General features: G+C 74.0%; 21 protein-coding genes and 3 tRNA genes. 7 read left to right on the top strand and 17 right to left on the bottom strand.

Features of this window, described 5'->3' with window-relative positions:
• Positions 1-69: 69 nt before the first annotated feature.
• Together ACI79V_RS15330 and ACI79V_RS15325 are read left to right on the top strand one after the other, a co-directional pair.
• The gene (locus ACI79V_RS15330; protein ID WP_456890524.1) at positions 70-753 is read left to right on the top strand and encodes an IclR family transcriptional regulator; all 684 of its coding nucleotides are present in this window, start codon (positions 70-72) and stop codon (positions 751-753) included.
• Between the two features lie 42 nt (positions 754-795).
• A complete protein-coding gene (locus tag ACI79V_RS15325) occupies positions 796-1,905 on the top strand; it encodes a sulfite oxidase (RefSeq protein WP_456890523.1) in 1,110 nt (369 codons plus the stop codon).
• On the opposite strand, the gene ACI79V_RS15320 is transcribed toward ACI79V_RS15325, so the two are convergent.
• On the bottom strand, positions 1,886-2,692 hold the full coding sequence (locus ACI79V_RS15320; RefSeq protein WP_456890522.1) for a helix-turn-helix transcriptional regulator: 807 nt from the start codon (positions 2,690-2,692) through the stop codon (positions 1,886-1,888). The genes ACI79V_RS15325 and ACI79V_RS15320 overlap by 20 nt on opposite strands.
• A 177-nt stretch (positions 2,693-2,869) precedes the next feature.
• On the opposite strand from ACI79V_RS15320, the gene ACI79V_RS15315 reads away from it, so the two are divergent.
• Complete coding sequence (locus ACI79V_RS15315) at positions 2,870-3,094, top strand: hypothetical protein (RefSeq protein ID WP_456890521.1); 225 nt, start codon at positions 2,870-2,872, stop codon at positions 3,092-3,094.
• A 13-nt stretch (positions 3,095-3,107) separates the two neighbouring features.
• Here ACI79V_RS15315 and ACI79V_RS15310 read toward each other — a convergent pair whose 3' ends face one another.
• From ACI79V_RS15310 to ACI79V_RS15265, 10 genes are all read right to left on the bottom strand, one after another.
• Positions 3,108-3,422, bottom strand: a complete 315-nt coding sequence (locus ACI79V_RS15310; RefSeq protein ID WP_456890520.1) for a hypothetical protein — start codon at positions 3,420-3,422, stop codon at positions 3,108-3,110.
• Positions 3,423-3,438: 16 nt separating this feature from the next.
• Complete coding sequence (locus ACI79V_RS15305; RefSeq protein ID WP_456890519.1) at positions 3,439-5,121, bottom strand: sodium:solute symporter family protein; 1,683 nt, start codon at positions 5,119-5,121, stop codon at positions 3,439-3,441.
• Positions 5,122-5,143: 22 nt separating this feature from the next.
• Complete coding sequence (galK, locus tag ACI79V_RS15300; protein WP_456890518.1) at positions 5,144-6,307, bottom strand: galactokinase; 1,164 nt, start codon at positions 6,305-6,307, stop codon at positions 5,144-5,146.
• Positions 6,304-7,410, bottom strand: coding sequence for a galactose-1-phosphate uridylyltransferase (galT, locus tag ACI79V_RS15295; protein WP_456890517.1), 1,107 nt, complete (start codon positions 7,408-7,410; stop codon positions 6,304-6,306). Before galT ends, galK begins: the two co-directional genes overlap by 4 nt.
• Positions 7,411-7,542: 132 nt before the next feature.
• Positions 7,543-7,615: transfer RNA gene (locus ACI79V_RS15290), tRNA-Glu, on the bottom strand.
• Positions 7,616-7,715: 100 nt separating this feature from the next.
• Positions 7,716-7,788: transfer RNA gene (locus tag ACI79V_RS15285), tRNA-Glu, on the bottom strand.
• A gap of 50 nt (positions 7,789-7,838) precedes the next feature.
• Positions 7,839-7,910, bottom strand: a tRNA-Gln gene (locus ACI79V_RS15280).
• Between the two features lie 62 nt (positions 7,911-7,972).
• The gene (locus tag ACI79V_RS15275) at positions 7,973-9,226 is read right to left on the bottom strand and encodes a CPBP family intramembrane glutamic endopeptidase (RefSeq protein WP_456890516.1); all 1,254 of its coding nucleotides are present in this window, start codon (positions 9,224-9,226) and stop codon (positions 7,973-7,975) included.
• Positions 9,223-10,692 (bottom strand): glutamate--tRNA ligase, encoded by a 1,470-nt coding sequence (gene gltX / locus ACI79V_RS15270; RefSeq protein ID WP_456890515.1) that lies wholly within the window; start codon positions 10,690-10,692, stop codon positions 9,223-9,225. The genes ACI79V_RS15275 and gltX overlap by 4 nt, the downstream gene beginning before the upstream one ends.
• On the bottom strand, positions 10,689-11,501 hold the full coding sequence (locus ACI79V_RS15265; RefSeq protein ID WP_456890514.1) for a fumarylacetoacetate hydrolase family protein: 813 nt from the start codon (positions 11,499-11,501) through the stop codon (positions 10,689-10,691). Before ACI79V_RS15265 ends, gltX begins: the two co-directional genes overlap by 4 nt.
• A 54-nt stretch (positions 11,502-11,555) precedes the next feature.
• Between ACI79V_RS15265 and ACI79V_RS15260 the strand changes: the two genes are divergently transcribed.
• Positions 11,556-11,936, top strand: a complete 381-nt coding sequence (locus tag ACI79V_RS15260) for a VOC family protein (protein ID WP_456890513.1) — start codon at positions 11,556-11,558, stop codon at positions 11,934-11,936.
• 25 nt (positions 11,937-11,961) lie between these two features.
• Positions 11,962-12,291, top strand: a complete 330-nt coding sequence (locus tag ACI79V_RS15255) for a putative quinol monooxygenase (protein ID WP_456890512.1) — start codon at positions 11,962-11,964, stop codon at positions 12,289-12,291.
• A 31-nt stretch (positions 12,292-12,322) separates the two neighbouring features.
• On the opposite strand, the gene cimA is transcribed toward ACI79V_RS15255, so the two are convergent.
• The 3 genes from cimA to serA form a co-directional block, all read right to left on the bottom strand.
• Complete coding sequence (cimA, locus tag ACI79V_RS15250; protein WP_456890511.1) at positions 12,323-13,933, bottom strand: citramalate synthase; 1,611 nt, start codon at positions 13,931-13,933, stop codon at positions 12,323-12,325.
• Between the two features lie 159 nt (positions 13,934-14,092).
• Positions 14,093-15,115, bottom strand: a complete 1,023-nt coding sequence (locus tag ACI79V_RS15245) for a 3-isopropylmalate dehydrogenase (protein WP_456875540.1) — start codon at positions 15,113-15,115, stop codon at positions 14,093-14,095.
• A 15-nt stretch (positions 15,116-15,130) separates the two neighbouring features.
• Positions 15,131-16,732, bottom strand: a complete 1,602-nt coding sequence (gene serA, locus ACI79V_RS15240) for a phosphoglycerate dehydrogenase (protein WP_456890510.1) — start codon at positions 16,730-16,732, stop codon at positions 15,131-15,133.
• 174 nt (positions 16,733-16,906) lie between these two features.
• Here serA and ACI79V_RS15235 point away from each other — a divergent pair, with 174 nt between their 5' ends.
• On the top strand, positions 16,907-17,803 hold the full coding sequence (locus tag ACI79V_RS15235) for a hypothetical protein (RefSeq protein WP_456890509.1): 897 nt from the start codon (positions 16,907-16,909) through the stop codon (positions 17,801-17,803).
• A 121-nt stretch (positions 17,804-17,924) separates the two neighbouring features.
• Positions 17,925-18,536 (top strand): hypothetical protein, encoded by a 612-nt coding sequence (locus tag ACI79V_RS15230; protein ID WP_456890508.1) that lies wholly within the window; start codon positions 17,925-17,927, stop codon positions 18,534-18,536.
• Positions 18,537-18,607: 71 nt separating this feature from the next.
• Here the strand turns inward: ACI79V_RS15230 and ilvC are convergent, their stop codons facing one another.
• From ilvC to ACI79V_RS15215, 3 genes are read right to left on the bottom strand one after another with little or no spacing between them, the layout of a single operon-like run.
• Entirely contained in the window at positions 18,608-19,636 is a 1,029-nt protein-coding gene (ilvC, locus tag ACI79V_RS15225; protein ID WP_456890507.1) for a ketol-acid reductoisomerase, read from the bottom strand.
• A gap of 36 nt (positions 19,637-19,672) precedes the next feature.
• Positions 19,673-20,206, bottom strand: coding sequence for an acetolactate synthase small subunit (gene ilvN / locus ACI79V_RS15220; protein WP_456890506.1), 534 nt, complete (start codon positions 20,204-20,206; stop codon positions 19,673-19,675).
• Positions 20,206-22,074 (bottom strand): acetolactate synthase large subunit, encoded by a 1,869-nt coding sequence (locus ACI79V_RS15215; protein ID WP_456890505.1) that lies wholly within the window; start codon positions 22,072-22,074, stop codon positions 20,206-20,208. The genes ilvN and ACI79V_RS15215 overlap by 1 nt, the downstream gene beginning before the upstream one ends.
• Positions 22,075-22,181: the final 107 nt, after the last annotated feature.

Here is a 22,181-nt window from a genome sequence, read left to right as displayed (position 1 = left end):
TGGGTGGTCCCACGGTGGCCATCCCACTTAGTGAGATGGGAGTATCGCGGTGTGGGACAGCCTAACCCGGTGGCCGTGTTGGACAAAGCCGTGGCGATCCTCCGCGCCGTCGCGCACGAGCCGGCCTCGCTCGCCGACCTCGTCGGCCGGACCGGGCTGCCGCGGGCGACGACCCACCGCCTCGCCGTCGCGCTGGAGGGCCACCGGCTGCTGCGGCGGACACCGGCGGGCGCCTGGGCGCCGGGCCCGGCGCTGGTCGAGCTCAGCCACGGCAGCGTCGACCTCGCCCAGGTGGCCGGTCGGCACCTGGTGGCGCTGCGCGACGCCAGCGGCGAGAGCGCCCAGTTCTACGTGCGCGAGGGCGGCTCGCGGGTGTGCGTGGCCGTGGCCGAGCGGGCGCACGGCCTGCGCGACACCGTCCCGGTCGGCGCACGGCTGCCCATGACGGCGGGGTCGGCGGCGCACGCGCTGCTGGCCTTCGCGCCGGCCGAGGAGGTCACCCCGCTGCTGCCGAACGCCAGCTTCACCGCCCGCACGCTGCTCGACGTCCGCCGTCGCGGGTGGGCGCACAGCGTCGCCGAGCGCGAGGCCGGGGTGGCCTCGCTGTCGGCGCCGGTGCGGGACCCGGCCGGCGCGGTGCTGGGCGCGGTGTCGATCTCCGGCCCGGTCGAGCGGCTGGGCCGCCGGCCCAGCCCCGAGGTGGTCGGCGCGGTGCTGGAGACGGCGGCGGCGATCGCCCGCGCCGCCTCCTGAGGGGGTTCACCGACGGCCCGATGGGGCGGACACTCCCCGGGCATGACGACGACGGAGCCGGTCCACCGCGGCCGCGCCCGCATCGCCGGGACCGGGGAGGGCATCGGCCTCGACGAGCTCGCGCTGGCCACCCGCAACCACGGCATGCCGCTGGAGGCGCTGCGCTACGACGTGACGCCGCCCGGCCTGCACTACGTGCTCACCCACTACGACATCCCCGCCGTCGACCCGGGCGGCTGGTCGCTCGAGGTCACCGGCGCGGTCGAGCGGCCGCTGCGGCTGGACCTCGGCGACCTGCGGCGCCGGCCGGCGGTCACCGCGCGGGTCCTGCTGGAGTGCGCCGGCAACGGCCGGGCCCGGCTGGAGCCGCGGCCGGTGAGCCAGCCCTGGCTGCTCGAGGCGGTCGGCAGCGCCGAGTGGACCGGGACGCCGCTGGCGCCGCTGCTCGAGGAGGCCGGCGTCGCGCCCGGCGCGGTCGACGTCGCCTTCACCGGTGCCGACCACGGCGTCGAGCGCGGGGTGGAGCAGGACTACACCCGCGGCCTGCCGCTGCCCGAGGCGCTGCGTCCCGACGTCCTGCTGGTGTGGGCGATGAACGGCGCTCCGCTGCCGCCGCAGCACGGCGCTCCGCTGCGGCTGCTGGTCCCCGGCTGGTACGGCATGGCGCACGTGAAGTGGCTGACCCGCGTCGAGGTGCTCGACCGCCCGTTCGACGGCTTCCAGAACGCCGTCGCCTACCGGCTGGAGGTCGATGCGCAGGAGGCCGGGGTGCCGGTCACCCGGATCGCGCCGCGGGCGCTGCTGGCCCCGCCCGGCTTCCCGGACTTCATGACCCGCGAGCGGTTCCTGCGCCCCGGTCCGGTGACCCTCACCGGGCGGGCCTGGTCCGGGCGCGCGCCGGTGACCGGCGTGGAGGTCAGCACCGACGGGGGCGTGACGTGGGCGCCGGCCGACCTCGCCCCCGCCGACCCCGCGCACCCCCACGCCTGGCGGGCCTGGACCTGCACCTGGGACGCCCGCCCCGGCGCCCACGAGCTGGTGGTGCGGGCGGCCGACGAGCAGGGCGCCCAGCCGGTCGAGCAGCCCTGGAACCGCCAGGGCATGGCCAACAACCTCGTCCAGCGGGTGCCGGTCACCGTCCTGGACGGCTGACCCCGTCGACGGTGGGCCGCGGGGCGTGCGGGAGCGCCCGCGCGGCCGCCTCGGCCAGCGTGTGCGTCCCGCACTTCTCGCGGATGTGCTCGGCGTGCTTGCGCACCGTCCCGCGGGCGATCCAGAGCGCGGCGGCGATGTCGTCGGTGGACAGCCCGGCACCGGTCATGGCCAGCACCTCCCACTCCCGCCGCGTCAGCCGGGGCACTCCGGCCCGCCGCCGTTCGCCCAGCAGGAACAGCTCCTGGACGTGCGGGCGGGCGAGCTCGAGCAGCCGCCGGTCCCGCTCGGTGAACGGGGTCCCGTCGGCTCGCATGAACAGCAGCCGGCGGGCCTCCCCCGGCGGCGCAGGCAGCGACACCATCAACTCGGCGGTGACGTCGGCCAGGCACTCCGCACTCATCGGGTCGGCCCGCCGGGCGCGCTCGGTGGGGAACAGGTCGCCGCTGTGGATCACGCTGCGCAGGTCGCCGGTGCGCTGTGGCCAGCTGCACATCGAGGACCAGAACAGCTGCCAGAAGCGGTCGTGCTCGGGGTTGAGCTCCGGCGTGAGCTCGGGCCGCACGACGTGCCGGGTGCCGTCGGGTTCGAGCCCCTGGAGCAGCAGGCTCTGCCGGCGCCGGTGGTCGTGGACCTGGTAGCTGACGTCGACGTCGCCGGGGACGAGCCGCAGCAGCCCCTCGAACAGGACCCAGGGCAGCGCCGGGCCGGGATCGTCGCGCTCGGCGGCCTGCAGCACCCCGAGCAGGCGGTCGGCGTCCCCCTCACGCAGGTGGCCGGTGCCCATGGCCGCTCCCGACGTCGACCGGGTGCCGACGACGGTAGACCGGCGCGCCGCCCGGCGGGGATACGCCCGGCGGCGTATGTCCCTGCGCCGCCGCGGCGGTCACCGTCGTCGGCACCCGGGCGCCCGCCCGGGAACCCCAGCCCAGGGTCGGTCCGCCGCACCCGGAGAGGCCTCCCCATGACCACCGCCGTCCGCCGGCCCGCCGCCGCGTGGGCCGCCGCCCACCGCACCCTGCTCGTCCTGCTCGCGTTCGCCACCACCGTGGTCGTCACCGCCGCCGTCGTCGTCACCGTGCTGCTCACCGGCGACGACGCCGTCCCGCGGCCGGTCCCGCAGACACCCCCGGCCTCCGACGACCCCTGCGACCTGGGGGCCGCGCTGGTGCTCGGGCCGTTCTGCTGAGGCGCCGCCCCGCTCAGTGCCCGTGCGGGGCGGTCCGCCCGGTGCCGTCGTCCTCGGGGTCCTGCCGGTCCGGCGGGGCCTCGACGACGATCGGTCGCAGCCGCGACCACAGCGCGAACGCGGCGGCGAAGACCAGCATCGCGAGCCCTGCCCACAGGTTGGCGTTGACGTCGCCGGTCTTCTCCTGCTCGGTCCCCGAGTCGGCGAACAGGCCCATGACGACCAGCACGACGCCGTAGAAGCCGATCAGGACGGCGATCACGTTGCGGACGTCGAACGCGCCGGCCGCGTGCGGCGACCCGCCGGTGCGGGAGGTGCTGCTGCTCATGACCGTGCTCCTGACGTCAGCGGAAGATCACGTTGAGGATGATGACCATGACCAGCGCGATCCCGGCCAGCTTGGTCGGCGACTGGTACCAGGGCAGCCGGTGCGCGTCGGGGTCGGTGCGCTGCTCCTTGGGCGTCTCGGAGTAGACCAGCCCGGCCAGCTGGGCCACCGGCTTGGGCGCGGTCACCTGGCTGACCACCACGCTCACGAGGATGTCGACGACGAACGCGGCGCTGGCGGCGACGAAGCTGGCGCCCTGGCCGCTGAGCGGGAGCACGCCGAGGGACACCGTGCCGAACGCGTCCTCGCTGAGGAAGGCGACGGCGACCGCGGCGAACGTGCCCGACACCAGGCCCGCCCAGCCGGCGGTCGGCGTCATCCGCTTCCAGAACATGCCGAGGATGAACGTGGCGAACAGCGGGGCGTTGAAGAAGCCGAACAGCGTCTGCAGGTAGTCCATCAGGTTCGTGTAGCCCGACGCGATGATCGCCGTCCCGATGGCGGCCACGGTGGCGCCGACGGTGGCCCACCGGCCGATGGCGAGGTAGTAGCCGTCGGGCCGGTCCTTCACCACGTACTGCTGCCACAGGTCGTAGCTGAAGACGGTGTTGAAGGCGGAGATGTTGGCCGCCATGCCGGCCATGAACGCCGCCAGGAGCCCGGCCAGGGCCACGCCGAGCAGACCGTTGGGCAGGGTGTCGCGGATGAGCAGCAGGATCGAGTTGTTGTAGTCGAACTCCGGGTCGGCGGTGGCCCGGGCCTCGACCACCTCCGGCACCAGGATCGTGGCGATCATGCCGGGGATGACCACGATGAACGGCACGAACATCTTCGGGAAGGACCCGATGACCGGCGTGCTGCGCGCCGCGGACATCGACTTGGTCGCCATCGCCCGCTGGACCTCGACGAAGTTCGTCGTCCAGTAGCCGAACGACAGCACGAACCCGAGGCCGAAGACGATGCCGATCACCGACAGGACGGGGCTCTCGATGCCCGACAGGTCCGTGGCCGGCCACGAGGTGAGCTCCTCGGCGCGGCCCGCGTCGTTGTAGGAGTCGATCAGCCCGTCGACGCCGCCGACGCGGCTCAGGCCGATGAGGGTCAGCGGCAGCAGCGCGGCGACGATGACGAAGAACTGCAGGACCTCGTTGTAGATGGCCGCCGACAGCCCGCCGAGGGTGATGTAGCTGAGCACCACCGCGGCCGCGACGATGAGCGCGAGCCACAACGGCCAGCCCAGCAGCGCCTCCACGATCGTGGCCAGCAGGAAGAGGTTGATGCCGGCGATGAGGATCTGCGCGATGGCGAAGCTCAGCGCGTTGACCAGGTGGGCACCGGTGCCGAACCGGCGGCGCATGAACTCCGGGACGCTGCGGACCTTCGACCCGTAGTAGAAGGGCATCATCACCACGCCCAGGAACAGCATGGCCGGGACCGCGCCGATCCAGAAGTAGTGCATGGTGCTCATGCCGTACTGAGCGCCGTTGGCCGACATGCCGACGATCTCGACCGCGCCCAGGTTGGCCGAGATGAACGCCAGGCCGGTGACCCACGCCGGCAGCGACCGGCCGGAGAGGAAGAAGTCCAGGCTGTCGGACACCCGCCTGCGGGCGGCGAAGCCGATCATCAGCACGACGGCGAAGTAGGCGGCCACCAGCAGGTAGTCGACGAACGACGCGTCCAGTCTCAGGTCGTCCACGAGGACCTCCAGTCCGGATCGGTCACAGCAGGCGCCGCGCCCCCGCGGAGGGGACCACGGCGTAGGAGCGGGGGGCGCCGGCGCGCTCGGCCACGGCCGTGCCGACGGCGTCCACGGACCCGGCGTCGACCAGCGCGACGGCGCTGCCGCCGAAGCCGCCGCCGACCATCCGGGCGCCGTGGGCGCCGGCGTCCAGGGCCACCTCGACGACCGTGTCGAGCTCGGGGACCGACACCTCGAAGTCGTCGCGCAGCGAGGCGTGCCCGGCGGTGAGCACCGGGCCGATGGCGCGCGGGTCGGCGCCGCCGCGCAGCAGGTCCACCACCTCGGCCACGCGGGCGTCCTCGGTGACGACGTGGCGGGCCCGGCGCAGCAGGACCGCCCCCTCCGCGGTGCCGTCGTCGAGCGCGGCCAGGCCGGCCACGTCGCGCACGTCGCACAGCAGCTCGACGCCCAGCCGCCGGGCGGCCTCCTCGCACTGCCGGCGGCGATCGCCGTAGCCGCTCTCGGCGTGGTCGTGGGTGGTGCCGGAGTCGACGACGAGCAGCGCGAGGCCGGCGGCCTCCAGGTCGAGCGGTACCTGCTGCCAGGTGCGGTCGCGGGTGTCGAGGTGCAGCGCGTGGCCGGCGGTGCACAGCACCGACGCCGACTGGTCGAGGATGCCGGTGGGCGCGCCGACGAAGTCGTTCTCGGCCCGCCGGGCGACGTCGACCAGGTCGTCGGGGCGCAGCCCCAGGCCGAACAGGTCGCTCACCGCCAGGGCGACCGCGCACTCGAGCGCGGCCGAGGAGGACAGCCCGGCACCGGCCGGCACGTCGCCGTCGACGAACAGGCTCAGCCCGCCCGGCACGGACGCCCGCACCTGCTCGACGACGCCGGCCGGGTAGCCGGCCCAACCGCCGGGGGTGCCCGGGGTGAGGTCGGCGACCGCCACGTCGGCGTCGGCGCCCGGGTGCTGGGCGGAGGCGAGCACCAGCCGGCCGTCGTCGCGGCGGGCGACCGCGGCGCGGGTGGTGTGCGGCAGGGCGACCGGCAGCACGTGCCCGCCGTTGTAGTCGGTGTGCTCCCCGATGACGTTGACCCGGCCGGGCGCGGCCCAGACGCCCTCGGGTGCGGTGCCGAAGCGGCCGGTGAAGGCGTCGGCGGCGCGGGCGGCGGCCTCGGCGTCGGTGGGGACCCCGCTCACTCGGCTGTCACCTTCACGGCGCGCAGCTGCTCGGCGACGTCCTCGGGGTTGGTGTCGGTGATGAAGGCGCCCATGCCCGACTCCGAACCCGCCAGGTACTTGAGCTTGCCCGGTGCGCGGCGCAGCGAGAACAGCTGCAGGTGCAGCCACCAGTCCTCCCGCCCGGTCCGCACCGGCGCCTGGTTCCACGCGGCGATGTAGGGCATCGGGGTGTCGAAGCGGTGCGCGAAGCGGCCCAGCACGTCGAGGTACAGGGCGGCGAGGTCGTCGCGCTCGGCGTCGTCGAGGGCGGGCAGGTCGGGCACCCGGCGGGTGGGGAACAGCAGCACCTCGTAGGGCCAGCGGGCCGCGGCGGGCACGAAGGCCACCCAGGAGTCGTTGGCCGCCACCACGCGGGGGCCGGTGCGCTCGGCCTCGACCAGCTCGGCGAACAGGTCGCCGCCGGTGGCCTCCCGGTGCCGGCGCACCGAGGCGAGCACCTTCTCCACCCGCGGCGTGACGAAGGGGTAGGCGTAGATCTGCCCGTGCGGGTGCGACAGCGTCACCCCGATCTCCTCGCCGGAGTTCTCGAAGCAGAACACCTGCTCGACGCCGTCGAGCGCGCCGAGCTCGGCGGTGCGCTCGGCCCACACGTCGACCACCAGCCGCGCCCGTTCCTGACCGAGGCCGGCGAAGTGCTGGTCGTGGTCGCTGGTGAACAGCACCACCTCGGTGCGGCCGAAGCCGGGGCGCAGCTCGGTCAGCGGGGCGCCGGGCGCGGTCGGCTCGACGTCGGTGTCGACGGCGGTGGCCAGCGACGGGAAGCGGTTCTCGAAGACGACGACCTGGTAGTCGCTGTCAGGGACCTCGGTGGGCCGCCCCGGCCGCGAGGGGTCCAGCGGGCACTGGTCGGCCGGCGGCAGGAACGTGCGGGTCTGCCGGTGGGCGGCGACCACCACCCACTCCCCGAGCAGCGCGTCCCAGCGCAGCTGCGAACGGGTGCTGATCGGCGGGAGGTCTCGTGTGTCCTCGGCGTCGTGGGCCCCCTCGGCGGGGACGCTGCCGTCGGCGTCGTAGTAGAGGATCTCGCGACCGTCGGCCAGCCGGCGAGAGGTTCGGATCACCCTGCGACCTCCGTTCGCGGCCCGAGGAGGAGGGGCCCCGGGAACGCTATGCCCCCCGGCGATCATGGGCCACTCGGGGCCGGGAACGCCGAGAGCCCCCGGCCGGGTGGCCAGGGGCTCTCGCCCGCGCTGTAGCCCCGAAGGGATTCGAACCCTCGCTACCGCCGTGAGAGGGCGGCGTCCTGGACCGCTAGACGACGGGGCCGGACGACGGACAGTCTGCCACGGCCGGGACGCGCCGCCGCAGCCGGGTCGGAGACGGCGAGAGCCCCCGGCCGGGTGGCCGGGGGCTCTCGCTCGCGCTGTAGCCCCGAAGGGATTCGAACCCTCGCTACCGCCGTGAGAGGGCGGCGTCCTGGGCCGCTAGACGACGGGGCCGTGCGGTGGTGCTGTCGTGCAGGTGGTGCTGAGGAGGTGGTGCTTCCTCGCTGGGGTACCAGGACTCGAACCTAGACTAACGGAGCCAGAATCCGTCGGGCTGCCAATTACCCCATACCCCAAGGTCTTGGCCGGCACCTCGCGGCGCCGGAGAAGACGATACCCGACCTCCCGGACGCACGTGTCACCACCCCCGGACCCGCGGGTCGCCGGCCGGCACGCGCAGGTCCCGGGCGTCGGTGAGCACCTCCGGGCGCAGCCGCGTGCGCGAGCGCGCCACCGCCGTCACGTAGGCACCCATCGCCAGCAGCGTGAGCAGCAGCGACACCAGGCCGACGCCGGCCGGGACCTCCTCGGTGGCGACGCCGTCGCCCAGCGTCCCGGCCAGCAGGAACACCAGCACGTTGTTGACCGCGTGCAGGACGATCGCCGCCTCCAGGCCGCCGGTCAGCCACACCACGGCCGACGCGGCCAGGCCGAAGACGAACCGGTCGAGGAAGGTGACGACGTCACCGGGCGCGTGCGCCAGCGAGAACAGCGCGGCGGTGACCACCGCGGCGGTGACCGCGCCGGTGCGCGGGTTGCCCATCCACCCGGCGATCGCCTGGCTGAGGTAGCCGCGGAACACGTACTCCTCGGCGGCCGACTGCAGCGGTGTGGTGAGCACCACCACCAGCAGCAGCCAGGCCAGGTCGTCGACCGGGCCGGTGACCTCGGTCTCGCCGAACGCGAAGCCCAGCCCCACCGACAGCGCGATCCCGATCCCGAGCGTGGCCAGCGCCAGCACGGTCATCGGCACGAACAGCCGCCAGCGCACCCGCGCCAGCACCGACGACGACCAGCCCGGCCGCATGCCGTGGGCGACCACCCACAGCAGCCAGACGATGGGGATCGCGACGATGAGCGAGAGGTTGGTGATGAGCAGCACGCCCGGGTCGACGAGGTCGAGCAGCTGCAGGTCGGGCTCGACGCCGGTCAGCAGCACCAGCAGGACGACGACGAACGCCGCGACGGCGTAGGCCACGGTGAACAGCAGCAGCCCCAGCAGCGGCCGCCACCACGCCCAGTCCCGCGCGCGCATGACCAGCAGGTAGGGCACCGGCACGTCGTGCGGCGGGGTGCCCGGCGGCGGCGCCAGCGCGACCCCGGGCGGGAGCGCGCCCGGCGGCGCGGGCCACGGCGGACCGTGCGGCCCCGGCGGGGGCGGGGCGGGCCAGGCGTGGCCCGGCGGCAGCGGCACCGGCCCCAGCGGCCACGGCACCGGGCCGGCGGGCGCGCCGGGCCCCGGGGCCACCCAGGGCGGCACTCCCGCGCCGAGTGCCCCGGGCACCCGCGGCGGCGCCCCGTAGGGCCCGGTGGGCGGCGGGCCGGTGTAGGGCTCCTCGCCCGGGTCACCGGGCCACGGCCCCCCGGGGAACCCGCCGGGCGGGGTGCTCATCCGCCGGTGGCGGCCGCGCGGGCGCCCTCGAGGCGTCGCACCGTGCGGTCCCGGCCGAGCAGCTCGATCGACTCGTAGAGCGGCGGGGACACCGTGCGGCCGCTGACCGCCACCCGCACCGGCCCGAACGCCTGGCGCGGCTTGCGGCCCAGACCCTCGACCAGCGCCTCCTTGAGCGCCTGCTCGATCCCCGGCGTCGTCCACTCCGCCAGGTCGCGCAGCGCGGCGGCCGCGGCGTCGAGCACCTCGCCGTCCTCCGGGCGCAGGTTCTTCGCGGCCGCCGCGGGATCGATCTCGACGTCCTCGGTGAACAGGAAGCCCAGCAGGCCGACGGCGTCGGAGAGGACCACCGTGCGCTCCTGCGCCATCGGTGCGATGGCGCGCAGCACCCGGTCCTGCTCCGGCGTCGGCGGGTCGCTGACCAGGCCCGCACCGGCGAGGAAGGGCACCACGCGGGCGACGTAGTCCTCGATCGGCAGTGCGCGCACGTGGGTGGCGTTGATCGCCTCGGCCTTCTTCAGGTCGAAGCGCGCGGGGTTGGCGCTCACCCGGGTGACGTCGAAGGCCGCCACCATCTCCTGCGGGCTGAAGACGTCGCGGTCGTCGGCGATGGCCCAGCCCAGCAGCGCCAGGTAGTTGACCAGCCCCTCGGGCAGGAAGCCCCGCTCCCGGTAGACGTCGAAGTTCGACTGCGGATCGCGCTTGGACAGCTTCTTGTTGCCCTCGCCGAAGACGAGCGGCAGGTGCCCGAACCGGGGCGTCCCGGCGGCGACGCCGACGTCGGTGAGCGCCTGGTACAGCGCGATCTGCCGCGGTGTGGAGGGCAGCAGGTCCTCGCCGCGCAGCACGTCGGTGACGCCCATGAGGGCGTCGTCGACGGGGTTGGTGAACGGGTAGAGCGGCACGCCGTTGCCGCGGAGCAGCACGAAGTCGGGCACCGACCCGGCGGCGAAGCGCACCTCGCCGCGGACGAGGTCGGTCCAGGCGAGGTCGGTGTCGGGCATCCGCAGCCGCAGCACCGGCTCGCGGCCCTCGGCGCGGAAGGCCGCCTTCTGCGCGTCGGTGAGGAACCGGTCGGCGTTGTCGTAGCCGAGCTTGGGGTCCTGCCCGGCCGCCCGGCGCCGCGCGTCGACCTCCTCGTTGGTGGAGAAGGACTCGTAGGCGTGCCCGGCCTCGAGCAGCTTCGCGGCGACCTCGCGGTACACCTCGTGCCGCTCGGACTGCCGGTACGGGCCGTGCGGGCCGCCGACCTCGGGGCCCTCGTCCCAGTCCAGCCCGAGCCAGCGCATGCAGTCGAGCAGGTGCCGGTAGGACTCCTCGGAGTCGCGAGCGGCGTCGGTGTCCTCGATGCGGAAGACGAACGTGCCGCCGGTGTGCCGGGCGTGCGCCCAGTTGAACAGCGCCGTCCGCATGGCGCCGACGTGCACCAGGCCGGTCGGCGAGGGGCAGAAGCGGGTGACCGTCACCGGGCACCGCCCGCGGTGGAGACGGTGTCGGCGCCGCTGACGCCGTTGACCAGCGAGCCCAGCCCCTCGACCGCGCACTCGACCCGCTGGCCGGGCCGGATCGGGCCGACGCCGGCCGGGGTGCCGGTGAGGACGACGTCGCCGGGCAGCAGGGTCATGACCTGGGAGATGTAGGAGACCAGCGTCGGGACGTCGAAGAGCAGCTGGCTGGTGCGGCCGGCCTGGCGCTGCTCGCCGTCGACGGTGCAGGTGATCTCCAGGTCGGCCGGGTCCTTGCCCAGGCCGCGCAGGTCGGTCTCGATCCAGGGGCCCAGCGGGCAGAACGAGTCGAAGCCCTTGGCCCGGGTCCACTGCCCGTCGGCCTTCTGCATGTCCCGCTCGGTGACGTCGTTGCCGATCGTGTAGCCGAAGACGCTGCCGGGGACCTGCTCCGGGGTGAGGTTGCGGGCGCCGCTGCCGCCGATGACGACGGCGAGCTCGACCTCGTGGTGCACGTTGGTGCTGCCGGCCGGGATGCGGATGGCGTCGCCCGGGCCGATCACCGACGTCGAGGGCTTGAGGAACAGCAGCGGCCGCTCCGGGGCGTCCCCCGTGTTCATCTCCCGGACGTGCTCGGCGTAGTTCTTCCCGACGCAGACCACCTTGCTCGGCAGGATCGGGGAGAGCAGCCGGACGTCGGCCTGGGCGAAGCGCCGGCCGGTGAACGAGAGGGTGGCGAACGGGTGACCCTCGATCTGGGCGACCTGGCCGTCGCCGTCGAGGACGCCGAAGGACAGGCCCGAGGGCGAGGCGAAGCGGACGATGCGCACGCCGTCGAGGCTACTGACCCCGCGCCGACCGGCCGTCCCGCCTACGGTGCCCCTGTGGCCTGCCGCCTGAGCGAGATCGTCGTCGACAGCCGCGACCCCGAGGCGCTGGCCGCCTGGTGGGCGGAGGTGCTCGGCTACCGGGTCCTCGGCCGCGACGAGGACGGCGCCGTCGAGATCGGCCCGGAGGCAGGCTTCGGCGGTCCGGCCCCCACCCTGGTCTTCACCCCCGTCGACCACTGGGAGCCGGCGAAGCCGCGGCTGCACCTCGACGTCAACGCCACCGACCGCGACCAGGACGCCGAGCTGCAGCGGCTGCTCGACCTCGGCGCCACCCGGGCCGACGTCGGGCAGACCGGCGAGGAGAGCTGGCACGTGCTCGCCGACCCGGAGGGCAACCCCTTCTGCCTGCTGCGCACCCGGCTCGACCCGCTGTGACCCGCTTCGACCACAGGAGGACCCCGTGATCCTGATCGTCATCAAGTTCCCCGTCCGCCCCGACCGGATCGACGAGTTCCGGGCGCACGCCGACGAGTACGCGGCGGCGGTGAACGCGGAGGAGGGCAGCCTGTTCTTCGAGTGGTCGCGCAGCGTGCTCGACCCGAACACCTTCGTCTGCATCGAGGGCTTCCGGGACTCCGAGGCCGGCGCCTCGCACGTGGCCACCCCGCACGCCAAGGCCGCCTTCGACTGGATGTCGGACCTGGTCGCCGAGCAGCCGGAGATCATCTACGTCGACGCGCCGGAGGTCAGCGGCTTCGGCCCGATGGGCGAGGTCAAGCCACGCAGCTGACGCCGCTCGGCCCCGTGCGGCGACGGGGTGGTCAGCGGCAGTGGACGGCGTAGGTGAGGGCGTCGACGAGGGCGTGCCAGGACGCCTCGACGATGTTGGCGTGGACGCCCACGGTGGTCCACTCCCCCACCCCGTCGGTGGTGTCGACGAGCACCCGCGTGGTCGCGCTGGTGCCGCCCTTCCAGCCGAGGATGCGGACCTTGTAGTCGGCCAGCGCGACGTCGGCCAGCTCCGGGTGGCGGCTCACCAGCGCCTGCCGGAGTGCGTTGTCCAGCGCGTTGACCGGGCCGTTGCCCTCCGCGGTGCTGATCACCCGCTCGCTCGTCCCGTCGGCGCCCGGCAGGTGCACCTTCACGGTCGCCTCGCTGACGACCACGCCGTTGCCCCAGTGCTCGACCGTCGTCCGGTAGCTCTCCAGCTGGAACAGCGGCGCGGGCGCGCCGGGCAGCTGGGAGCGCAGCAGCAGCTCGAAGGAGGCGTCGGCGGCCTCGAACGACCACCCCTCGGACTCGAGGACCTTGACCTGGTCGACGACGCGGCCGACGGCGTCGGCGTGCCCGGAGAGGTCCACGCCGAGCTCGCGGCCCTTGAGCTCCACCGAGGCGCGGCCGGCCATCTCGGTGACCAGGATGCGCATGTCGTTGCCGACCACCGCCGGGTCGAGGTGGTTGTAGAGCTCGGGGCTGACCTTGATCGCGCTGGCGTGCAGGCCGGCCTTGTGCGCGAACGCCGACGCGCCGACGTAGGGCTGGTGGTCGTCGGGGGCGATGTTGGCCAGCTCGGCGATGGCGTGGCTGACCCGCTGCAGCTCGGCCAGGCACTCGGCGGGCACCACCGGCAGGCCCATCTTGGTCACCAGGTTGGCCACCAGTGCGAAGGTGTCGGCGTTGCCGGCCCGCTCGCCGTAGCCGTTCGCGGTGCCCTGCACGTGGGTCACCCCGGCCTCGACGGCGGCCAGCGAGTTGGCGACCGCGCAGCCGGTGTCGTCCTGGCAGTGGATGCCCAGCCGCCCGTCGACGCGCGACCGGACGTCGGCCACCACCCGGCCCACCCCCATCGGCAGCATGCCGCCGTTGGTGTCGCACAGGACGCCGACCTCCGCGCCCGCGGCGAACGCCGCCTGCAGCACCGCGACGCCGTGATCGGGGTCGGCGGCGTAGCCGTCGAAGAAGTGCTCGCAGTCGACGAACACCCGCCGGCCGTGCGCGACGAGGTACGCGACGGTGTCCGACACCATCGCGAGGTTCTCCTCGAGCGTGGTCCGCAGCGCGTCGCGCACGTGCCGGACGTCGGACTTGGCGACCAGGCACACCACCGGCGTCCCGGCGTCGAGCAGGGCGCGCACCTGCGGGTCGTCCTCCACCCGGACGCCGGCCTTGCGGGTGGCGCCGAAGGCGACCAGCACCGCGTGCCGCAGCTTGAGCTCGGTGCGGGCGCGGGCGAAGAACTCGGTGTCCTTGGGCAGCGCCCCCGGCCAGCCGCCCTCGATGTAGCCCACGCCGATCTCGTCGAGCAGCCTCGCTGTGGCGAGCTTGTCGGCGACGGAGAAGCTGATCCCCTCGCGCTGGGCGCCGTCACGCAGCGTGGTGTCGAAGACGTGGAAGTCGCTGCCGGCGGAGAGGACGGGGCTGTCGGTGGCCACGGGTGCTCCCGGGGGTTCGACGGCGATCGGGCCCCTCACACGAGAAAGACCCCCCAGGAACGGGAGGTCTGCGCGCGGTCGGGGAGGTGACCGCGCGCTAGGCGATGATGGGGGTGCTGCCGTTCAGGTGCATCGCCGGGGAGTCTAACCCCGGGACCGTCAGCCCCCGGCGAGGGCGGCCAGCCGGTCGCCGACCTCGACCGTGCGCACCCGGCCCCGCGGGTCGCGGGTGGAGAGGTCGAAGGCGACGGCGGCGCCGACCTTGCGCGCGAGGTCGGCGTGGCCGAGGTGCTCGAGCAGCAGGGCCACCGACAGCACGGTCGCCGTCGGGTCGGCGACCCCCTGCCCGGCGATGTCGGGCGCCGAACCGTGCACCGGCTCGAACATGGCCGGGTTGGTGCCCGAGACGTCGAGGTTGCCGCTGGCCGCCAGGCCGATGCCGCCGGTGACCGCGGCCGCGACGTCGGTGACGATGTCGCCGAAGAGGTTGTCGGTGACGATGACGTCGTAGCGGCCCGGGTCGGTGATGAAGAACATCGACGCGGCGTCGACGTGCTGGTAGGCGACGGTGACCTCGGGGAACTCCGCGGCCACCTCCTCCACCGTCCGCGACCACAGCGACCCGGCGTGGGTGAGCACGTTGGTCTTGTGGATCAGCGTGAGGTGCCGCCGCGGCCGGGCGGTGGCCCGCTCGAAGGCGTAGCGCACCACCCGCTCGACGCCGAAGGCGGTGTTGAGGCTGACCTCCGTGGCCACCTCGTGCGGGGTGTCGCGACGCAGCACGCCGCCGTTGCCCGCGTAGGGGCCCTCGGTGCCCTCGCGCACGCACAGCATGTCGATCTCGCCGGGCTCGGCCAGCGGGCTGCGCACGCCGTCGTAGAGCCGGGCCGGGCGCAGGTTGACGTGGTGGTCGAGCTCGAAGCGCAGCCGCAGCAGCAGGCCCCGCTCGAGGATGCCCGGCGGCACGCCGGGGTCGCCGATCGCGCCGAGCAGGATCGCGTCGTGCCCGCGCAGCTCGTCGAGCACGGTGTCGGGCAGCAGCTCCCCGGTGCGCTGCCAGCGGGCCGCGCCCAGGTCGTAGGGCGTCGTCTCCAGGTCCGGCACGACCGCACCGAGGACCTTGAGCCCCTCGGCCACCACCTCGGGGCCGATGCCGTCTCCCGCGATCACAGCCAGGCGCATGGCGACGACCCTAGGTCAGCGCGGGTCGAGATCCGCCGAGCGGGCCTCGCGCGCGCCGATGCGGCCGGCGATGTCGCCGAGCAGCTCCGCGCCGACCGGGCTGTCGACGACGACGGCCATCAGCGCCTCACCGCCCCGGGTGGTCCGGCTGACCTGCGCGCCGGCGATGTTGATCCCGGCCTCGCCCAGCGCCGCGCCGACGGTGCCCACGACGCCGGGCCGGTCCTGGTAGAGGAAGAACAGCAGGTGGCCCGAGAGGTCGAGGTCCATGTCGAAGCCGTCGACCTCGACCAGCTTGGGCACCTGGTTCTTGCCGAACAGCGTCCCGGCGACGGCGATCTCGCGGCCGTCGGCCATGACGCCGTGCACCCGCACCAGGTTGCGGTAGTCGGGGCTCTCGACGTCGCTGGTCAGCGAGACGTCCAGGCCGCGCTGCTCGGCCAGCAGCGGGGCGTTGACGTAGGTGACCTGCTCCTCGACGACGTCGGAGAAGACGCCCTTGAGGACGGCGAGCTGCAGCACCGAGTCGTCGAACTCGGCCAGCTTGCCCCGCACGTCGACGGTCACCGACTGCGCGAGCCCGCCGGCCACGGCGGTGAACACGGTGCCCAGCTGCTCGGCCAGCGGCAGGCCGGGCCGGACGTCCTCGGCGACCACGCCGCCGGCCTGCACGTTGACCGCGTCCGGCACGAACTCGCCCTGCAGCGCCAGGCGCACCGAGTGGGCCACGGCGGTGCCCGCCTTGTCCTGCGCCTCCGTCGTCGAGGCACCCAGGTGGGGGGTGACCACGGTGGTGGGCAGCCCGAACAGCGGGCTGTCGGTCGTGGGCTCCTGCGCGAACACGTCGATGCCGGCGGCGGCGACCTGGCCCGACCGCAGCGCGTCGGCCAGCGCCGCCTCGTCGACCAGCCCGCCGCGGGCGGCGTTGACGACGATCACGCCGCGCTTGGTGGTGGCCAGCTCCGCGGCGCCGATGAGCCCGAGCGTCTCCGGCGTCTTCGGCAGGTGGACGGTGATGAAGTCGGCCTCGCGGAGCAGCTCCTCCAGCGACACCATCCGCACCCCGAGCTGCGCGGCGCGGCCGGGCTGGATGTAGGGGTCGTAGGCGATCAGCGTGGTGCCGAAGGCGGCCAGCCGCTGGGCGACCAGCTGGCCGATGCGGCCCAGGCCGACGATGCCGACCACCTTGTCGGTGACCTCGACGCCCATGAACCGCGACCGCGCCCACCGGCCCTCGCGCAGCGACGCGTCGGCCGCGGGGATCTGCCGGGCGGCGGCCAGCAGCAGCGCGACGGCGTGCTCGGCGGCGCTGACGACGTTCGACGTCGGGGCGTTGACCACCATGACGCCGCGCTCGGTGGCCGCGGCGACGTCGACGTTGTCCAGGCCGATGCCGGCGCGGGCGACGACCTTCAGGTTGGGTGCGGCGGCCAGCGCCTCGGCGTCGATCCGGGTGGCGCTGCGGATCATGACGGCGGCGGCGTCGGCGAGCGCGGGCAGCAGCGCCGAGCGATCGGCGCCGTCGACGTGGCGGACCTCCACGTCGTCGCCGAGCACCTCCAGCACGCTGGGGGCGAGCTCCTCGGCGATCAGGACCACGGGGGCGCGCTCGGTCACGGGGCCACAGCCTAGGGACGAGGCGGGTCCGACCCGGTCACGGGCCGGGAACTTCCCGTCCCAGGGGCCACGACATCCCGCTGACGGGGTAGTGCCTGTTTGCCGCCGTCCCTGATACCCCAGCATCCTGGCGGCCAGCAGCGCCGGCACGGGCCGACGCCTCCGGAGGGGACCATGACCGACTTCAGCAAGGACCAGGGCCAGGGCCGCGACCCCGGGCGTGACCCCGGCGAGGGCGGTGCCACGCCGTACGGCCGGCAGGACCAGCCGTCCGGCTCGTCGCAGTACGACCCGCAGGGGCAGTCGTCCGGCGAGACGGCCGGGCAGTCCTACGGGCAGCAGCCGGGGCAGTACGGCCAGCCCGGCCAGTACACCCAGCCCTACACGCGGCAGCCCCAGCCCCCGCAGCAGTACGGGCAGCAGGAGTACGGGCAGCAGGAGTACGGCGGCCGGTCCTACGGACAGCAGTACGGGCAGCAGCAGTACGGCCAGCAGTACGGGCAGCAGGGCTACCCGCAGCAGTACGGGCAGCAGGGCTACGGCACCGAACAGTACGGGCAGTACGGGCAGGCCTACGGCCAGCAGTACGGGCAGGGCGGCGTCCCGGCCAAGCCCGGCAGCGTGGTGACCGCCGTGGTGCTCGGGTTCGTCTTCGGCGCCATCGGCGTGCTGTTCAGCCTGCTCCTGATCTTCGCCGGGGCCCTGGCCAGCGGCGCCGGTGACGAGCTGGACAACGAGATCCCCGGCTTCGGCTCGGTCGCCGGCGCCGTCGGCGGCGTCATCCTGGTGTTCGGCCTGCTGGCGCTCGTGTGGACGGTGCTCATGATCTGGGGATCGGTCTGGGCGCTCACCGGCCGCAGCCGCGTGATGCTCCTCGTCGGCGGCTCGATCGCGCTGGCGGTCACCCTGCTGGGCCTGATCGGCAACCTGGCCGACGCCCAGAACGCGGGCGCCGGCGGGATCATCACCAGCCTGCTGTTCTTCCTCGGGTCGCTGGCGATCGTCGTCCTGCTGTCGATGAAGCCGGCCGCGGCGTTCTTCGCCGCGCACCGCGCCCGCCGCGGCCGCTGACCATCCCCCCGCCGGGGGACCGCCCGCGACGGCGGGCCCCCACGGGGCGTGGTCCCAGCCCTACACTCCGCCAACCACCGACCCGGCGCCGTCCGTCCGTCCAGAGGAGATCCGCAGGCACATGACCAGCCCGAGCTTCGACAACAACACGCCGCCGGGTGGTCAGCCCGGGTCCGGGGTGCCCGGCCAGCAGCCCTACGGCCAGCCCGCCTACGGGCAGCAGCAGGCGTACGGGCAGCAGCCCCACGGCCAGCAGCCGTACGGGCAGGCCCCGTACGGCCAGCCGGCGCCCTACGGCAACTTCACCGGCCCGTCCCCCTACGGCGGTGGGCCGTCGGGCCGGCGTCCCGGCCAGGTCACGGCCGCCGCGGTCATCGGTGTCGTCATCGGTGGCCTCGGCTCGCTCTTCGGCCTGCTGGCGCTGCTGGGCATCGGCCTGCTGTTCGCGCTGAGCCCGCTGCTCGGGCTGGTCACCCTCCTGGCTATCGCCACGGCCGTGGTCGTCCTCGTCGGCGGTATCCAGGTGCTCACCGGCAAGGGCCCCCGGCTGCTCCTGCTCGGCAGCTACGCCTCGGTCGGCATCCAGCTGCTGACCCTGGTCATCTCACTGGCCGTCGGCGGCGGGTTCGAGTTCTCGGCGCTGCTGGGCTTCCTGCTGCCGGGGCTGATCATCTTCCTGCTGCAGCAGCCGCAGGCGAAGCAGTACTTCGCCTCCCGGGGCCTGTCGTACTGAGTCCCACCCCGTCCCGACGCGCAACGGCCCCCGCTGCCAGTGGCAGCGGGGGCCGTTCGCGTTGCCGGACGCTACGAGCGGGCGGCGGTGCCGGTGTAGTCGTCGGAGGCCGACACCCAGCTCATCAGGCCGCGCAGCTTGCGGCCGGTCTCCTCGATCGGGTGCGCCTCGGCCTCGGCGCGGCGCCGCTTGAAGTCGGGGGCGCCGGCGTCCTGGTCGGCGATGAAGGCCGCGGCCCACGAGCCGTCCTTGATCGCGGCCAGGACCTCCTTCATCGACTCCTTGACGCGGGCGTCGATGATCTTCGGGCCGGAGGTGTAGTCGCCGTACTCGGCGGTGTCCGACACCGACCAGCGCTGCTTGGCGATGCCGCCCTCGTACATGAGGTCGACGATCAGCTTGAGCTCGTGCAGGCACTCGAAGTAGGCGACCTCGGGCTGGTAGCCGGCCTCGGTCAGCGTCTCGAACCCGGCGGTGATGAGCGCGCTGGCCCCGCCGCAGAGCACCGCCTGCTCGCCGAACAGGTCGGTCTCGGTCTCCTCGGCGAACGTCGTCCGGATGACGCCGGCGCGGGTGCCGCCGATGGCCTTGGCGTAGGACAGCGCGAGCGGCAGGGCCTGCCCGGTGGCGTCCTGCTCGACGGCGACCAGGCAGGGCACGCCCTTGCCGTTCTCGAACTCGCGACGGACCAGGTGACCGGGACCCTTGGGGGCGACCATGGCGACGTCGACACCGGCCGGGGGCTTGACGTAGCCGAACCGGATGTTGAAGCCGTGGCCGAAGAACAGCGCGTCGCCGTCCTGCAGGTTGGGCTCGATCGACTCGGTGTAGAGGGTCCGCTGCACGTGGTCGGGGGCGAGGACCACGACGAGGTCGGCCTCGGCGGCGGCCTCGGCCGGCGTCACGACGCGCAGGCCCTCGGCCTCGGCCTTGGGCCGGCTCTTCGAGCCCTCGGGCAGGCCCACCCGGACGTCGACCCCGGAGTCGCGCAGCGACAGCGCGTGCGCGTGCCCCTGGCTGCCGTAGCCGATGACGGCGACGGTGCGCCCCTGGATGATCGACAGGTCGGCGTCGTCGTCGTAGAAGATCTCGGCGGCCATGCGGTGGTGCTCCTTCGATGGGTTCGGATCGGGGGTTCAGGCGGTCGCGCTGCGGTCGACCGGGCGCAAGGTACCGGCGCCGCTCATCGACCGCGGTCCGCGGCCCAGGGCGACGGTGCCCGACTGCGCCATCTCCTTGATCCCCAGCGGGGCGAGGACGGCGAGCAGGGCCTGCAGCTTGTCCGGGGTGCCGGTGGCCTCGAGGGTCACCGTGTCGGTGTTGACGTCGACGACGCGGGCGCGGAACAGCTCGGCGGTCTGCAGCACGGTCGTGCGCTCGGCCAGCGGCGCGCGGACCTTGACCAGCAGCAGCTCGCGCTGCACCGCCGCGCCGCCGTCGAGCTCGACGATCTTGATGACCTCGACGAGCTTGTTCAGCTGCTTGGTCACCTGCTCCAGCGGCGCGGACTCGGCGTCGACGACGATCGTCATCCGGGACAGGTCGGGGTTCTCCGTCGGGCCGACGGCGAGGGACTCGATGTTGAACGCGCGCCGGCTGAACAGCGCCGAGACGCGGGCGAGGACACCGGCCTTGTTCTCGACCAGGACCGACAGGGTGTGGCGGCTCATCAGACCTGTCCCTCTCCGAAGACCGGGCGCAGGTCGCGCGCGGCCAGGATGTCGTCGTTGCTGGCGCCGGCGGCGACCATCGGCCAGACCTGGGCGTCGGCGCCGACGACGAAGTCGATGACCACCGGGGCGTCGGTGATCGCCATCGCCTTCTCGATGACGGCGTCGACGTCGTCCTTGGACTCGCAGCGCAGTCCGACGCAGCCCAGTGCCTCGGCCAGCATCACGAAGTCGGGGATGCGCACCGGCTTCGGCCGGCCCTCGTCGTCCACCGCGTGCAGCTTGGTGTTGGAGTAGCGGCCCTCGTAGAACAGGGTCTGCCACTGCCGGACCATGCCGAGGTTGCCGTTGTTGATGACGGCGACCTTGATCGGGATGCCCTCGATCGCGCAGGTGGCCAGCTCCTGGTTGGTCATCTGGAAGCAGCCGTCGCCGTCGATGGCCCAGACGGTGGCGTCGGGACGGCCGTACCGGGCGCCCATCGCCGCGGGCACGGCGTAGCCCATGGTCCCGGCGCCGCCGCTGTTGAGCCAGGTGCCCGGCTTCTCGTACCGGATGAACTGCGCGGCCCACATCTGGTGCTGGCCGACCCCGGAGGTGTAGATCGCGTCGGGGCCCGCGATCGCGCCGATCCGCTCGATGACGTACTGCGGCGACAGCGAGCCGTCCTCGGGCCAGTCGTAGCCGAGCGGGTAGCGGGTGCGCCAGTCGTCCAGCTGCGCCCACCAAGCGGCGAGGTCGGGCGTGCGGCCGGCCTCGTGCTCGGCGCGCAGCGCGCCGACGAGCTCGGCGATGGTCTCCTTGGCGTCCCCGACGATCGGGACGTCGGCCTTGCGGTTCTTGCCGATCTCGGCCGGGTCGATGTCGGCGTGCACCACCAGCGCGCCGGGCGCGAAGGTCGACAGCTTCCCGGTCACCCGGTCGTCGAACCGGGCGCCGAGGGCCACGAGGACGTCGGCCTTCTGCAGCGCGGTCACCGCGGCCACGGTGCCGTGCATGCCCGGCATGCCCAGGTGCTGCGGCGAGCTGTCGGGGAACGCGCCGCGGGCCATGAGGGTCGTGACGACGGGCGCGCCGGTCAGCGCGGCGAGCTCGGCCAGCTCCTCGGTGGCGCCGGCCTTGAGCACCCCGCCGCCGACGTAGAGGACCGGCCGGCGGGCGCCGGCGATCAGCACCGCGGCCTCGCGCACCTGCTTGCCGTGCGGGCGGGTGGTCGGCCGGTAGCCGGGCAGGTCCAGCCGCGGCGGCCAGGCGAAGTCGGTGGTGGCCTGCAGCACGTCCTTGGGGATGTCGACCAGGACCGGGCCGGGGCGACCGGTGGCGGCCAGGTGGAAGGCCTCGGCGATCCGCTGCGGGATCTCCGCCGGGTCGGTCACCAGGAAGTTGTGCTTGGTGATCGGCATCGTGATGCCGCGGATGTCGGCCTCCTGGAAGGCGTCGGTGCCGATCGAGGCGCTGGGCACCTGGCCGGTGATGGCCACGATCGGGACCGAGTCCATGTGGGCGTCGGCCAGCGGCGTGACCAGGTTGGTCGCGCCCGGCCCGGAGGTGGCCATGCAGACGCCCACCCGGCCGGTGGCCTGGGCGTAGCCGGTGGCCGCGTGACCGGCGCCCTGCTCGTGCCGCACCAGGACGTGGCGGACGTGGGAGTCGAACAGCGGGTCGTAGGCGGGCAGGATCGCGCCGCCGGGGATGCCGAAGACGACCTCGACGCCGACGGCCTCCAGCGAGCGGACCAGGCTCTGCGCGCCGGTGATGCCCGAGGCCGGCCGGGCGGCGGACTCGGCGATCGAGCGGGCCGTCGTCTCGACGCCGGTGAGGGCGGCGGCGGCCTCTCGGGTGGCGGACTCACTCCGGGTGGTGGTCATGCGGGGCGTCTCCTGGGCCGGACGTGCGGGGGTCGTGCGGTTCGGGTGCCTGCTCGGGCAAGAAAAAACCCCTCGTGCCGCGGGCACAGAGGGGCGTAGCGCGTCGG

The sequence above is a fragment of the Geodermatophilus sp. SYSU D00700 genome, assembly GCF_054050255.1.
This window is presented reverse-complemented; position numbering and strand designations above follow the sequence as displayed.

Coding starts and splice junctions, on each gene's coding strand:
- ACI79V_RS15325 (WP_456890523.1), top strand. CDS start 796: ATGACGACGACGGAGCCGGTCCACCGCGGCCGCGCCCGCATCGCCGGG.
- ACI79V_RS15320 (WP_456890522.1), bottom strand. CDS start 2,692: ATGGGCACCGGCCACCTGCGTGAGGGGGACGCCGACCGCCTGCTCGGG.
- ACI79V_RS15315 (WP_456890521.1), top strand. CDS start 2,870: ATGACCACCGCCGTCCGCCGGCCCGCCGCCGCGTGGGCCGCCGCCCAC.
- ACI79V_RS15310 (WP_456890520.1), bottom strand. CDS start 3,422: ATGAGCAGCAGCACCTCCCGCACCGGCGGGTCGCCGCACGCGGCCGGC.
- ACI79V_RS15275 (WP_456890516.1), bottom strand. CDS start 9,226: ATGAGCACCCCGCCCGGCGGGTTCCCCGGGGGGCCGTGGCCCGGTGAC.
- ACI79V_RS15245 (WP_456875540.1), bottom strand. CDS start 15,115: ATGCGCCTGGCTGTGATCGCGGGAGACGGCATCGGCCCCGAGGTGGTG.
- ACI79V_RS15235 (WP_456890509.1), top strand. CDS start 16,907: ATGACCGACTTCAGCAAGGACCAGGGCCAGGGCCGCGACCCCGGGCGT.
- ACI79V_RS15230 (WP_456890508.1), top strand. CDS start 17,925: ATGACCAGCCCGAGCTTCGACAACAACACGCCGCCGGGTGGTCAGCCC.
- ilvC (WP_456890507.1), bottom strand. CDS start 19,636: ATGGCCGCCGAGATCTTCTACGACGACGACGCCGACCTGTCGATCATC.
- ilvN (WP_456890506.1), bottom strand. CDS start 20,206: ATGAGCCGCCACACCCTGTCGGTCCTGGTCGAGAACAAGGCCGGTGTC.
- ACI79V_RS15215 (WP_456890505.1), bottom strand. CDS start 22,074: ATGACCACCACCCGGAGTGAGTCCGCCACCCGAGAGGCCGCCGCCGCC.